The 13,688-nt window shown below is 42.1% G+C and carries 11 protein-coding genes and 1 pseudogene; 4 read left to right on the top strand and 8 right to left on the bottom strand.

Features of this window, described 5'->3' with window-relative positions:
- Positions 1-177 precede the first annotated feature (177 nt).
- Positions 178-1,905 carry an IS1634 family transposase gene (locus QOX44_RS17825; RefSeq protein ID WP_283680726.1) on the bottom strand — a complete coding sequence of 576 codons (1,728 nt, stop codon included), beginning with the start codon at positions 1,903-1,905 and terminating at the stop codon, positions 178-180.
- Between the two features lie 89 nt (positions 1,906-1,994).
- On the opposite strand from QOX44_RS17825, the gene QOX44_RS17820 reads away from it, so the two are divergent.
- From QOX44_RS17820 to QOX44_RS17805, 4 genes and pseudogenes are all read left to right on the top strand, one after another.
- Positions 1,995-2,153, top strand: a complete 159-nt coding sequence (locus QOX44_RS17820; RefSeq protein WP_283685166.1) for a hypothetical protein — start codon at positions 1,995-1,997, stop codon at positions 2,151-2,153.
- 120 nt (positions 2,154-2,273) lie between these two features.
- A pseudogene (locus QOX44_RS17815) lies at positions 2,274-2,486 on the top strand (hypothetical protein); the annotation flags it as partial.
- A gap of 227 nt (positions 2,487-2,713) precedes the next feature.
- On the top strand, positions 2,714-4,087 hold the full coding sequence (gene rlmD, locus QOX44_RS17810; RefSeq protein ID WP_283685165.1) for a 23S rRNA (uracil(1939)-C(5))-methyltransferase RlmD: 1,374 nt from the start codon (positions 2,714-2,716) through the stop codon (positions 4,085-4,087).
- A gap of 275 nt (positions 4,088-4,362) precedes the next feature.
- Positions 4,363-6,165, top strand: coding sequence for a hypothetical protein (locus QOX44_RS17805; RefSeq protein WP_283685164.1), 1,803 nt, complete (start codon positions 4,363-4,365; stop codon positions 6,163-6,165).
- Between the two features lie 51 nt (positions 6,166-6,216).
- Here QOX44_RS17805 and QOX44_RS17800 read toward each other — a convergent pair whose 3' ends face one another.
- The 7 genes from QOX44_RS17800 to QOX44_RS17770 form a co-directional block, all read right to left on the bottom strand.
- On the bottom strand, positions 6,217-7,785 hold the full coding sequence (locus tag QOX44_RS17800; protein WP_283685162.1) for a recombinase family protein: 1,569 nt from the start codon (positions 7,783-7,785) through the stop codon (positions 6,217-6,219).
- Positions 7,785-8,201 (bottom strand): integrase, encoded by a 417-nt coding sequence (locus QOX44_RS17795; protein ID WP_283685160.1) that lies wholly within the window; start codon positions 8,199-8,201, stop codon positions 7,785-7,787. The genes QOX44_RS17800 and QOX44_RS17795 overlap by 1 nt, the downstream gene beginning before the upstream one ends.
- A complete protein-coding gene (locus QOX44_RS17790; RefSeq protein WP_283685157.1) occupies positions 8,202-9,767 on the bottom strand; it encodes a recombinase family protein in 1,566 nt (521 codons plus the stop codon).
- A gap of 54 nt (positions 9,768-9,821) precedes the next feature.
- Positions 9,822-10,043, bottom strand: a complete 222-nt coding sequence (locus tag QOX44_RS17785; protein ID WP_283685140.1) for an SHOCT domain-containing protein — start codon at positions 10,041-10,043, stop codon at positions 9,822-9,824.
- A 127-nt stretch (positions 10,044-10,170) separates the two neighbouring features.
- Positions 10,171-11,124 (bottom strand): N-acetylmuramoyl-L-alanine amidase, encoded by a 954-nt coding sequence (locus QOX44_RS17780; protein WP_283685138.1) that lies wholly within the window; start codon positions 11,122-11,124, stop codon positions 10,171-10,173.
- Position 11,125: 1 nt separating this feature from the next.
- Entirely contained in the window at positions 11,126-11,539 is a 414-nt protein-coding gene (locus QOX44_RS17775; RefSeq protein ID WP_283685136.1) for a phage holin family protein, read from the bottom strand.
- A 70-nt stretch (positions 11,540-11,609) separates the two neighbouring features.
- The gene (locus QOX44_RS17770; RefSeq protein ID WP_283685135.1) at positions 11,610-13,505 is read right to left on the bottom strand and encodes a DUF859 family phage minor structural protein; all 1,896 of its coding nucleotides are present in this window, start codon (positions 13,503-13,505) and stop codon (positions 11,610-11,612) included.
- Positions 13,506-13,688 lie beyond the last annotated feature (183 nt).

Here is a 13,688-nt window from a genome sequence, read left to right as displayed (position 1 = left end):
GACAATGATAATTGTAACTGCGAATGATCTTTTAACATGATAGGTCCTCCTTCCTTATATTTCTATTATAATGGAAATAATAAAAAAGCCCAATTCTTTTTTAGAATCAGACTTTTTCAGTGCCCTTATGTTTACTGGGGTATAGCGATTTTTTCCGTTGTTACGGACTTTAGTATTTTATTCTTTCCTTTTACTTTTTTTCTGGATATTTCTCATCTTACTTTTTGTTATGAACTGATAATCTGTTCGGAAACCGCAGACATCATGAAGAGCATCCGTAATTCTTTCCCGTTTGTATAAAGGAATAAATCCCTGTTCCTGTATTCCGGCGAAATTCATTTCTTTTAGAGCATCTAATAATTCTTCACATGTATATTTAGCATTCAGTTTTTTCTCAAGGAAACGGTATATGGTCAATGCAAGAAAACAGATTAGAAAATGTGCTTTGATCCGGTTTTCATCCTGTAAATAGACAGGTCTTGCAGAAAAATCTGTTTTCATAATCCGGAAACATTCTTCTATCTGCCATCTTCCTTCACTTACCTTTAAAATATCATTGACTTCGTCATCCAAAAGATCTGTGCATACTGCGTAAAAGCCATCATACTGGGATTCTTCGGAAATCTTGGCTTCATCCAGATAATGCTTTACATCAGCAGCTTCTCCTTCTTCTGTTACAGCGATCGTTCCGATGTAACGTGCTGGATCATTTGGATTTTTGCGGTTCTTTTTTGTGCTTCCTGAATCCAGCATCTTTTGTGCCCGCTCGATCTGTTTGTCTCGAATAGATTTTTGGTAAAGGGCATATTTAGGAGAATAGGTAATGATCAGGCGCTGATGCAGCTTCTTTGTGGTGTAGGGCTCGTCTTTATAATAAAGTCCTTTGTCATCTTCGGGTAGTTTTGTGATATCAACAGGGGTTCCGTCTGATACTTTTTTAAATCCCTGTAAATTTAATGCCCATTCCTTTTCTTCTTTCTTCAGCTTTTTGATGGACTGGGTTACGATATAAGCCCGTTCTCCCATGTGATTGTACTCTCGGATTGATTCAGAGCCGAGCCCGGCATCGCTACAATAAATAAATTTCTGACAACCAAAATCTCCAAGGACTTTCTTTTCTAACGGTTTGAGAGAGGTCTGCTCGTTTGCATTTCCCGGAAAAAGAGAAAAAGCCAGGGGGATCCCATCTCCATCCATAAACAATCCCATTTGGATGATTGGGTTTGGCCTGTGTTCTTTACTTTTGCCGTACTTTTTATTTTCATCTTCTTGTTCAATTTCAAAGTAATAATTCGAGCAGTCATAATAAAGGATCTTATCATTTCTTTTTCCAAGGAAGTGGGAGTTTTTATAAACCTCAGACTGAATAAGATCACATTCCGTACCAAGTACATCCAATGCCCGGTAAACATCATGAAGCTCGTAGGATGGTTTTTCTAAGAATTCAGATGCAACTTTGTAAGAAGAACGTTTGCTGCAAGGTTCTAAGATTCTTGCATAAATCAGATCCGAAAGGATCGCATTGATATCATACTTGAATTTATATTTATGTTTCAATTTCCGACAGATTTTATTCATTTGTAGTTGATAATAAATGGATTGGAGAAACAGATAGCCACCACGGAAGAAGGCCTGCTTGCCATAATCTAAGTGTCTATCCGCATGGAATGGTATCAATACTGTCTGTGCTTCTTTTTCCTTTTTATATTTTTCAGTTTCTATTTTCACTTCATTTTTCGCCCATGCAATGACATCATCTCTTGTAGGTCCATGTTCAGGCAAAAGTTGTTCTAAGGTTCCCAGCTTGCGGACAATAGCTGAAGTAGTGCTGCCATTTGCTTTTGTATAAGATTTGCAGATATAAAAGGACTCTGCATTTTTTGATTTTGTTATATGAAGATTCATCTGTCATCCCTCCTCCCTTATTATATCATACAATAACATAAAATAACAGATATAAAATCAAAAAAATTGACATAAAAAAAGCAGGTTTTATGCGACCTGTGAGTACTTTTTCCGATATTCAACTGTCAAACTCCCGAGTAAAGGAGATTGTTGAAGGCGGGCGAGACTACGAAGTGACGGTAGAGTTTGACCGTGTCGGTGTCAAAAAAATGTTTGCTTCATTTGCCAGGCTGGTAAAAGCAGACTAGCATGCCGGATTTTGGAAGAAAAGTGAAAAGTAAATGAAATGAAAAAGTTTTTATAGTAAAATTTCAGGTGCTGTGATATACTATGGTAAATGGATGAAATAAAAGAAAGGATGTGTTACTATGAATAAATTTGATGAGCTTTTAGCAGCATTGCAGAAAAAGGAAGAAGAGAAGCCAAAGAATACGGTGCTGTGGATTCTCGCAGTGATCGGCGCAGTGACAGCCATTGCAGCGATCGCGTATGCAGTGTACCGTTATTTTACACCGGAGTATCTGGAGGACTTTGAGGAAGACTTCGATGACGACTTCGAAGATTTCTTTGAGGATGATGATTTCCCGGCAATGGATGAGAAAAATGAGGCTGAGGCAGCTTCAAAGGAAGAAAAGCCAGAAGAGACTGCAGAAGAAAAGGCAGAGACTGAAGAAGAATAAAAGCAGATAAGTAAGGTGAGGGGCTGTTGCAAAAAGGATTCATCAGAGTCTTGTATTTGCAGCAGCCCTTTTATCATGCATAGTTTTACATTATAGTGAAAAGGGCAGGAGATCAGGAGGAACAGATTTTGAAAAAGGGTCAGATATTAGAAGGCATTGTAGAAAAGGTGGACTTTCCCAATAAAGGGACGGTCAGTACCGAGGAAGGAAGAGTTATTGTAAAAAACACCATTCCGGGACAAAAGGTCCGTTTTATGATAAATAAAAAAAGGAAAAATAAGGCGGAAGGGCGTCTCCTTGAGGTGCTGGAGAAATCTGTGCTGGAGGTGCGCGGGCCACAGTGCAGCATTTTCCCGGCGTGCGGGGGCTGCAGCTACCAGACAATGGATTATGAGGAGCAGCTTCGGATGAAAGCTGCGCAGGTAAAGCATCTGCTGGATGAAGTGACGGATGACTATGTGTTTGAGGGAATACGGCGCAGCCCAAAAGAATTTGCCTACCGCAACAAGATGGAATTTTCCTTTGGAGACGCATGTAAGGATGGCGAACTGGAGCTTGGCCTGCATAAAAAAGGCAGTACATACGATGTCCTGACAGCCGGAGACTGCAGGCTGGTGCATCATGATATGACAGTGATCTTAGCCTGTGTCCTCCAATATTTCAGAAAACGCAGCGTTACCTATTACCACAAAATATCACATGAAGGATATCTGCGGCATCTGCTTTTGCGCAGAGCTGAGACTACGGGGGAAATTCTTGTAAATCTCGTGACAACGAGCCAGCAGCAGTATGATCTGCTGCCCCTGGTGACAGAGCTGCGCGGTCTGGAAGCATCCGGTCAGCTCGAGGGGCATATCGTAGGTATTCTGCATATTATTAACGATTCCCTTGCCGATGTAGTACAAAGCGATGAGACGCAGATCCTATACGGACAGGATTATTTTTATGAGACCATCCTTGGTCTGCGATTTAAAATTACTCCGTTTTCATTTTTCCAGACAAATTCTCTGGGCGCGGAGGTGCTTTATCGTACCGCGCGCGAGTACATTGGAGACACTAAGGATATGACCGTCTTTGACCTGTACAGCGGTACCGGAACAATTGCACAGATCCTCGCTTCAGTGGCAAAAGAGGTGATTGGCGTAGAGATTGTTGCGGAGGCAGTAGAAGCTGCAAAAGAGAATGCTACCCTGAACGGACTGACAAACTGCCATTTCCTTGCAGGCGATGTCCTGAAGGTGCTGGACGATATTGCCGAAAAGCCAGACTTTATTGTGCTGGATCCTCCGCGTGACGGTATCCATCCCAGGGCGTTGCCCAAAATCATCGATTACGGCGTGGACAAGATGGTATATATCTCCTGCAAACCAACAAGTCTTGTGAGGGATCTGGAGGTACTATTGCAGAGCGGATACAAGATGGAACGGGCCTGCTGTGTAGATATGTTTCCGCAGACAGGGCATGTTGAGACGGTCTGTTTGCTGTCAAGAAAAGATAAATAATGGCTGAAAAGTGGCGTGTTTCCGGGCTTTTTGTAAGGTTAGTATCATCAGAGAAGCCTTGCAGAAAGCTCGGTTTTCTTGTATGGAAACATATCTATTTTGTAGCTCAACCGGAGAAAAAGTCGATGACCGAAAAAATGCGGTAGGGTTTAGGCTGTGGATTAGATGTCATAGGTTGTGGCACTGGGATTGTTGTCAGAGCCGACCGCAGTTTAAGCCACTCGATACTAAGAGGCAGACTTGGCAGTGAAATAGATGACAGGAGGATAAACCGTATGAATGAAGAAAAAAGAAGTATTTGTGATGCTATATTTTCTGCAATTCAAGATGATATCAGAAATCTATGTGATACTGAGATTTTTACCCAATCAACATTTATGGAGTTGGGCGAATTTTTTTATGGGAAGCTAATAAATTCCGTGGAGGGAGCAACGGTCGATTTAATAAATACAGTTGTTTCAGTACTCAACAAGAATTCTAATCAAGCAGAACAGAATGAATACTATGAGAATTTATGTCAGGTATTAGGATTCGAGTTATTACCTAAAGAAGCTTACGATACCGTCTGTAGTAAATTCAATGAATTGTTTGTAACTAAGTTTAATAGTGTGGTTCAGAAATATAATTGTGAGATAAACAGACTTAGAAGTAGGCTTTCACAAACGAAAAGTGATAGTGACGCAATCAAAGAAAAAGAAGCATCGCTTTCTATAGTAAGAGATATTACTGAAGATGAAGAGAAACTTTACTGCTTAAGCGCTGAATGTAATTCGTTGCGTACTCGAAAAGAAATGCTGGAACATGCATTCCACTATGTGCAATCTGTTATGGGTGGATTTTGCAATCTACAAGATACTTCTGAAATTGATTATGCGATTAGAAAAACCGCTTTGGCAATTAGTAAAGAAGAAAGTGAATGCATCAGAAACAGTTATTTTGACGTCTATAAAACATGTTTAGAAATATTTGAAGATGATATAGAACGTGACTATATGTTGTTTTTTAAAGTGAAAATTTATACTGCGATAGAAAAAGCCAATAAAAAGTACCATGAGGATTTCTATAAACTAAAAGAGGAAGAAGCCATTGAAGCGTATAAAGAATATATATCAGCAATTCCTAAGATTGATGATTTACATCATTGGCGAACAACTGATGCATCAAAGTATTCTGAGATTTTATCGAGTTTGATCGAAAAATATGAGTTAGTAGATGACCTAAAGAAATTAATTAACACAAGTGTGTGTCTAAGAAAGCGCAAAACGATTTTATCAAAATCTATATGGCAATATGAAAATAAGGAATATGAGATTTTTAATAACCTAATTTCGATTTTGATTGAAGGGCTGTTTGCAGACTATTTAAAAGACACGACAACCTTTGCTCGTTTTACGAGAATGACAATATATGAAGATGCGGTTTTAAAGGATAAAATTAGATACTTGGCAGAATCTCAAAGTGATGTGTATCCTGAGTCAACAGAATATTTTATGTTCTATTTCAACAATCTCATAAGGAATCGGGTTGCACATGGAAGATATTACAGTAATCCATCAACATTAAATGATGAGATATTTGCAAAAGAGTTAATACTGGACCTGTGTCTATTGGTGCATATGTTTGTTAGGACGAGTGAAACAGAGCGAATGTATCGGTTTGTACATGGCTATCAAGCATATTATCAGAAGTTGATAAAAAATTCAGAACATCCATCATACGGAGCGTTGTTTAATGATATGATTGGTCAAAAAATTGTGTCAGAGTATGATGGGATAAGAAGTTATCGTCCTATGCAAGTAGCATACTGGCTAGTAAATCCTTATTATGAAAAAATATATGAACAAGTTGAAGATAAATCAGATTTATTATCTTTACGGGACGAATTCTTGAGTAAGGAATTTTGGGAATATGTTTATGAAAGACTTTCAGCAGTTAAACGACAGGGATATGATTATCTGAATATCAATAGAGAATTCTCCTCTGTGATTAAGGCCTTATTTAGATGTAATATTTCTAATGAAACTAAACAAATATTGGGGAAAGTAAACGCGTTAACAAACACAATTTTCGCATTATAAAAATAACCCTCCCGGCCATCATGGTCAGGAGGGTTTCGCTCGTCTATAGAGTTATGCGTTCACATCAATGCTGACGCCAGATTTCAATTCAACTGTTATGTGGTCATCCCAGATGGTTATCTGTTTGATCCAGCGTCGCACCAGTGATTCGTCAAATTCGGTGAGGTGGGTAGTCTGCTGCGCAATATAATCCTGTAGGTCATTGATCCGCTTTATCTGCTCGTCTCTTGCGGCAGTGTCTACGGTGGTCTGCTGTCGGAGTTCTCGAAGCCTGAATATTTCATCGGCAATTTCGTCATAGGCTTCTTTGCTCTGGGCCTTTTGGATGAGCTCCTGTTGCAAGGCCATCAGCTTCTCGTCGATGTTTTCAACGGAGGTTGCCTGCGAAGATCGGATGACTGAAGCAATGTTTAGCTGTAGCTGTGCCTGATAATTGCTTTTGTCGCCGAGCATTTGATTGATGGCTTTAACAACAGCATCCTGAAGAACCAGCTCATTGATGGTGCGAGCGTGGCATTCCAATCCGGTGGATTCAAGCCTGCTGATGCAGCGCCAGACAATCGATTTAACTCCACGATTGTTCCAGTGGAGCCTTCGGAACATTTCACCGCATTCTCCGCAGATGACGATTTGCGAGAAGCAGTGATTGCAGCTATAGCTACGTTTCTTGCCGTTAGCACTGGTTTTGACTACTCGCCTGCGGACCAGTTCTTCTTGAACCTGTAAGTAGATGTCTTTCGGAATAATAGCTTCGTGGTCGCCTTCTACATAGTATTGAGGCACAAGACCGTTGTTCTTGACTCTGGTTTTGTTCAGAAAGTCAGTTGTGTAGGTTTTCTGGAGCAGGGCATCGCCGATGTATTTCTCGTTTCGGAGAATCTTGTTGATGGTGCTTGTGTGCCACTTTTTTCCTCCGGCACCGGTAAGAATACCGTCACGCTCCAATCCAGCGGCAATCTTATCCATGCTGAGACCTTCTAAATATTCTCGATAAATGCGCTTTACGATTTCTGCCTGTTCTGGATCGATGATAAGGTTGCCGTCCGCATCTTTCGTGTAGCCAAGAAAACGATTGTGGTTGATTTGTACCTTGCCTTGCTGGTAGCGATATTGCAAGCCCAATTTCACATTCTGGCTTAAGGATTGCGATTCCTGCTGGGCCAGAGAAGCCATTATAGTAATAAGAACTTCACCCTTAGCATCCATCGTGTTAATGGACTCTTTTTCAAACAGAACAGGAATGTTCATGTCTTTGAGCTGTCGGATGTATTTCAGGCAGTCCAGAGTGTTTCTGGCAAATCGGCTGATGGATTTGGTAATAATCATATCAATGTTACCAGCCTTACAGTCATCAATCATGTGATTGAATTCTTCACGTTTTTTGGTGTTAGTGCCGGAGATACCGTCATCGGCATAAATACCGGCAAATTCCCAATCAGGATTTTTTTGAATATATTCTGTATAGTGTTCTACCTGTGCTTCGTAGCTGGTAGCCTGCTCATCGCTGTCGGTACTGACACGACAGTACGCTGCAACTCGGAGCTTTGGTTTTTCTTCTTCCTGCTTACGAGCGTTGTTTCCAACTTGTCGCCTTGCAGGAATCAACATTACATTTCCCATTATTGACTCTCGCTTTCTATGAGGCTGTACAGATATTCTGCCTGTTTCATAGGATTGTCATGCAGGGCAGTGACCTTGCCCATATGAAAACGGGTTGGTATCTGTATTGTCCTCATCTGTGTTTGCTTATTATTTCGTCCGAGTTTTGTGGCTCGGCGTTTACGTTCTTCTTGTGCTTTCTGGTAGGTTTCCTTATCAATGATGGCAGGGTAGAAACTGTCGCCAAGATAATGGACAGTTTCCATCAATCGCTTTGCTGTTCCGTGATAGGTTGGTATCCCAGCTTCCGCAGCAGCCTTTGATAATGACATGCCATTCAGATAATTTTTATAAAGCTGTCGGAGTTTTGCTGCAGCAGGCTCGTCTATAATTGCGATGCCGTTTTCAATCCGATAGCCAAAGGGTGTATGGCCCATCTAATCACCAATCCTTTCTGTGAATGTTAGACCACATTTCATTACAAACCTGATTTCATTTCTACCGCTAATCTCAATGTGATCTGCGTAACTTTCAAAAAGCTCCTCGCTGTAGTTGGTAAGCGTATCGGTATGAGATACAAAGTGGAGCAATAGATTTGTTTCCGTAACTTTTGCCGAGTCACCAGTCATGCAGATAGTGATTGCTTCGATATCGGAACGATAAGTCTCTGCCTGCAGTAGGAGCGCATTTGTTTCCTGATTATATAAAATTTGATTGATATAGCCCTGCGCCATCAACTTTGTTAAGGTTTCTCGCTGTTCACTGTTCTGATCGAGAAGTAACTCCAAGTGTTGAATACGCTGGAGTGCTTCGTCACCAGAGGAATTCTCCAGAGCTTTCAGGTACGGAGCAAGTATTAAGCGATGTCCGTAGATGAGCTTGTTTAGCATCGTTACAAATGCAGCTTTTATATCATCGTCTCTTACATACTTTATGCTGCAGGTTGTCTTATCCTTCAAATGGGTGTTGCATGCCCATGCGACATACTTGTAAGTAGTGCAGGTATGAATCCTTCGCTTAAAGGTGTCGCCACATTCTCCGCAGATTATCTTTCCTGAAAAAGCATATCGCTTTTGGTATTTGTCACTACCTTTTTTGACACCTTTCTCAAGGGCACGCTGTGATACCAGCGCATTTGCTGCCTCAAAGTCTGTGTGGCTGATAATTGCTTCATGATGATCCGGTGCCATGTACTGATCAACCTCACCATAATTTGTGTGGCGATTGAAGTTTTCATCCGTGTATGTTTTTTGAAAGATGACATCACCCGTATATTTTTCATTGGCGAGAATGCCTCGAATAGTACTGGAAGTCCAGTTTGTATTTTTCTTGGATGGAATCTTTTCTGCATTTAGTTCATCTGCAATAGCATTTGTACTTTTTCCTGATAGAATATCTGCAAATATTCTTTTCACAACCGCTGCTTGCGCTGGATTAATGATCATATTCTCACCATCCCAATCATAGCCGTAAGGAGTATAGCTGAGCTTAAAGGTTCCGTTCTGGAAGCGGCGCTTAATGGACCACTTGGAATTTTCTGAAATAGAAGCGGATTCGCCTTCAGCCATACTACTGAGAATGGCAAGGAAAAGCTCGCTCTCCATTGAACCGGTGTTTATATTTTCTTTTTCAAAGAAAATAGGGATGTTCAAGCTCTGGAGCTTGCGGACCAGAGCTAAGCAGTCAGTTGTATTTCGAGAAAAACGACTGATGGATTTTGTGATAACAAAGTCAATTTTCCTTGCCTCACAGTCTGCTATCAGTCGAAGTAGCTCTGGACGTTTTTCTGCTTTGGTTCCTGTGATACCTTCATCGAAGTAGAGACCGGCAAACTTCCAATCCTTACGAGAATTGATGTATCGCTCATAATGAGTTTTTTGTGCATCTAGACTTTCCAGCTGAGCGTCACTTCCTGTCGAAACACGGCAGTAGGTCGCAACTCGGAGCTCCTTCTTTATAGTGCTATTATTCTGTACACCATCGATTTTGGTTATCTTTTTCACGGTAGTTCACCTCCCTTCGTTAGTGTCATATATTAGCTCTGAATCCCTTATATATCAAGGAATTTTGGGCATAATCTCAACCCAAAACGGGGAGAATGTTTCACGGTTTATTTCAGTTAATTTGTTGAATTCTGACAAGGAAATAAGTCCAAGCTCTAGCATATTTTTAGCGATCTTCTGCGCCTGAAAGAAGTTATAATCTTGTTCGATATCGGTCTGCTGGATCGGCTTTGGAGTAGCAGAAGCCGGAATTGATGTTGAGATGTTTTCTTGCATAGTTGCCTCCAATCTGAGGAAATTCCTCACTAATAAATGGAGGCGAGATTGCAACTTGGCCGAAAAAACAAATAAAAAAGAGGGCCTGCCGGAGAAAACTCCAACAGACCCTGTAAAAAGATGTATTTTATAACTTCTTTGTGAAATCCAGAGAAATCCATCCGGCGCCAGATTTGAGCTTTCCCCAGAGGGTGGCACCTTCGCCTTTGGCCTCCTGGACGATTGTAAAAATACCCTTGCCCGTGAACTGGCCGGTTTTATCATAGTTGGTACCTGGACCCTTGCGGATATTCAAATTGGCAATGCCTATCTGAACCTTATAGGACGTTCCAGCAGTATGATCCGATACGGGTTTTGTTGCAGCAGGATAGACAACATTGCCGGAAGCATCGAATACCTTAAATCCAGCATTCTCATCTGCCTTTTTCTTAGCATTGCCCAGCACCTTGTAGGCACCAATCTGACTTTTGGCATCAGACCAAGACTTGCGAACACGATATATCTGAGCTACGGGCTTTTTATCGTCGGAAGAAGTGGATCCGGAGAGTTCTGTAGTAACCTTTGTGGCCATTTCACCAAGTCTGGAATAGAGCCAGTTACCCGGACAGGACTTGTTCGCAAACCATCTGTGGACTGTCAGCACCATTTCATCAGACTTTGGTGCATAATTTAAGGTCTTATCCTTAGAGCCAAGCCATAAAAGCTTCTTTTTACCGTTACGCTTGCAAATGTCAACGCAGAGCTTGACTAGTGAGTTATAAACAGCACTATTCATTGCATACGGCTCAGACATATCACTGGCACATTCGATGGTGACAGCACGCTGATCATTGGCATTGGAAGAAGAACACCAACTGCGGTTCTTTTCCTCCACGCAAAGAGAGATGCGACCATCCTTGCCAATTCCGTAATTGCAGCTAGCTTGTCTGGACGGACTTGTAAAGCATCCACAGATGCTCTCACAAGAGAGCTGACCGACTACACAATGTGGTGTGATACGATCAATGCTGTGAGTACGCTGCCCGGAATGATTCGGACTGAGTTTGGTATAAGATACCAGTTTACTGTTTGTATATGCCATGTTAGTTTTCCTCCTTTGTGCTTCTGTCGTGAAGCTGTTCTAATACAACTTTAATTTTTTCAGGGACCGGAAGGCCGAGATGTGCGGCATTTTCAAGCAAGCTGACGCCCTCATTGGAAATGTAGAAAAAGATGACTGCAGTACGAAGCACACTGCCAGAACCGATAATATGAATATCGAGAATATTGGCAATGCCAACGAGTAGGAAAATCAAAACCTTTCTACAGATTCCCTTAAAGCCGATTTCACTAGAAAGCGTGTGGTTGGCGATGGCACACATGACGCCGGTGATGTAGTCAATGACAACAAAGGCTATAAGAGCATAGAGTAAGCCATCACAGCCTCCGAGAAAATAACCCAGCCAGCCGCCGATGCCTGCAAAGATAAGTTGAATTGTGTTCCAGAATTCTTTCATTGATAAGTACCTCCATTTCTGAAATTAGATATAAGAAAAGCAGCTACCATCTGATAGCTGCGAACAAAAATTAAGCAGTCCTTTTCCACATATAGCATGTGATATAGGGCTGCAAATTGCTGTGGGAACTGCCGGAACCAGCAGCAGCAGTAGAACCAGAAATTGTATGTGAATGTGAGCCAGCGCTTGTGGTTGTTTTGTTGCTCACAGCTGAGTAGCCGGAAGTAGCATCGATTAAGACACGATTGCCACCATTGGTACCCCATGAGGTTTTTTGGTTCTTCAGGTCGTGGGTGTGTCCACCAGCACTTGCTGTTGCCAGTGTACCTTTTGCATGTGTATGAGAAGGTATTTGAGCTGTGGTTAATGTGACAGTAGAAGAGCCTCCGGTCTTTTCTACTGTGGCAAAATTGGTATCATTGGCATTGACACCGACTGGTACTCGACCTGTTCCCCAGGCAACCCAAGTCCCTCCAAAATAGGTGGATGGATTCGTGTTCTTGACGCTCATGTAAATGCTTCCTACTGGATAGATAGCACCGATTGCCTGTTTGATGTATTCACTTAACAGCTTGCCGTAGACCTTTACGTCCCATTTCTCAGATACTTCAAAGCAGTTATCTGTTTCGGATACCTTACCAATCGCCACGCCTTTACCACCACTCTTGAAGTCCATGACAACAGATGCCGTAGATACGATGTCCGTGATGCTGATAGTCGTGAAAGCATCTGTTAATTCGTATTTGACTTCATAGGATGTTTCGGTGGAAATCTTACCGTCACCAAAGGTAAATGCCGTGCCGGAATTAAAGCTGGCAGATGCATTGATCCATGTGCTTGTTCCAGCTACTCGGTAGTAAGTGGAGCGAGTAACTGTATTCTTGGAGCTGCAGGATGCAAAGCTATAGAATACCGTTGCCTTGATGTAGGTGCCATCATCAGATATAGTTCCACCGCTGTTGCATCGTTGCGAGTTGTAAGAGCTAAAGGAAGGTACACTGTAGGCAACAACAGTAATTGATACGGTGGCTGCAGCAGAGGTTCTTCCTCTGGAATCCGTTACTGTGGCAGCAAATGTAATCGTGCCAGAGTTATTTAAAAATCCGGTTGTGAGAGTAGAAGAGGTACCGGAGTATCCACCGCCGCTGATACTGTAGGATTTTATGGTAGAGCCATAGCTTCCGGAAGCACCGTTGATTGTGAGAGTAGCCTTCGATTTCGATTGCACGTAGATGCCCCATGTGCTGGGGACATCACCGTCGATACGGCTTACTGTCAAGCTGGAGATGGTAGGCTTGACTGAAGCAGGAACTGTTAGAGTAAGCGTGCAGGTTTTCGTGCCAATCTTGGTGGAACCATTATATGTGTCACATGTAATTGTGCAGGTGCCACTGGTGGTGCTTGGTATCTGATTAGCTAGTGTGAGAGTAGGCGTCCATGATACAGAGGTAGAGGCGGTCTTTGTGGCGATGGTCCCCTTAGCACTACCGAAGGTATAGGACAGCGTATGAGTGAATGATGAAGATGCCCTCGAAATAGAAATTGTTGTAGCACTTCCAATATTCACTGATGTTGCCGATACCGAAGATGCTCTTGGAATCGTGTTTAGCGTATGTGTTCCGCTTGCTGATACATTAACTGCATAGCTATAGACACCGGCTTCACAACTTAATTTGAAAGATTTTGTACCATCAGCGTTATGGCTGATCTTTAAAGAACCCGATGCTATCACGGTTCCGTTATAGAGCTGAATACGATTGTCGGTTGAGGTGGAGTAGACGGTTGTGCCGTTGATGACAGCCTTAAAGCCACCAGACATGACCCAGCCACTTCCTGAGCCGGAGCCTTTCAACGTCCATGCAATGGTAGATGTATTATTGGCTATATCTTGGCTGGATAGCGACCACGATAAGGTGACAGAACGTCCTTCTTTCGTGCCAGTTGTAATACTTCCGCTGGAAGCCATAATGAATCACTCCTTTACGATGCCGGGCCTCTCCACTTGATAGAGAGGTTACCGTTATTTCTTGGAATAAAGTCAAACCATCCTCTGGTCTTATTGCCAAGGGACAGCTTGTTACGAATCTCTGCATTGGTAATAACTAAGCTGTTGTTGGAGATGTAGGCGATTTTCTGACCATTTTCTTTG

It is taken from the genome of Parablautia sp. Marseille-Q6255, from assembly GCF_951230155.1.
Taxonomy (GTDB): Bacteria; Bacillota; Clostridia; order Lachnospirales; family Lachnospiraceae; genus Choladousia.
This window is presented reverse-complemented; position numbering and strand designations above follow the sequence as displayed.

Excerpts from the sequence above, each read along its gene's own strand:
- QOX44_RS17805 (WP_283685164.1), top strand. The coding sequence starts at position 4,363 with ATGAATGAAGAAAAAAGAAGTATTTGTGATGCTATATTTTCTGCAATT.
- QOX44_RS17825 (WP_283680726.1), bottom strand. The coding sequence starts at position 1,905 with ATGAATCTTCATATAACAAAATCAAAAAATGCAGAGTCCTTTTATATC.
- QOX44_RS17820 (WP_283685166.1), top strand. The coding sequence starts at position 1,995 with ATGCGACCTGTGAGTACTTTTTCCGATATTCAACTGTCAAACTCCCGA.
- QOX44_RS17785 (WP_283685140.1), bottom strand. The coding sequence starts at position 10,043 with ATGCAAGAAAACATCTCAACATCAATTCCGGCTTCTGCTACTCCAAAG.
- QOX44_RS17770 (WP_283685135.1), bottom strand. The coding sequence starts at position 13,505 with ATGGCTTCCAGCGGAAGTATTACAACTGGCACGAAAGAAGGACGTTCT.
- QOX44_RS17775 (WP_283685136.1), bottom strand. The coding sequence starts at position 11,539 with ATGAAAGAATTCTGGAACACAATTCAACTTATCTTTGCAGGCATCGGC.
- QOX44_RS17780 (WP_283685138.1), bottom strand. The coding sequence starts at position 11,124 with ATGGCATATACAAACAGTAAACTGGTATCTTATACCAAACTCAGTCCG.
- QOX44_RS17795 (WP_283685160.1), bottom strand. The coding sequence starts at position 8,201 with ATGGGCCATACACCCTTTGGCTATCGGATTGAAAACGGCATCGCAATT.
- QOX44_RS17800 (WP_283685162.1), bottom strand. The coding sequence starts at position 7,785 with ATGGGAAATGTAATGTTGATTCCTGCAAGGCGACAAGTTGGAAACAAC.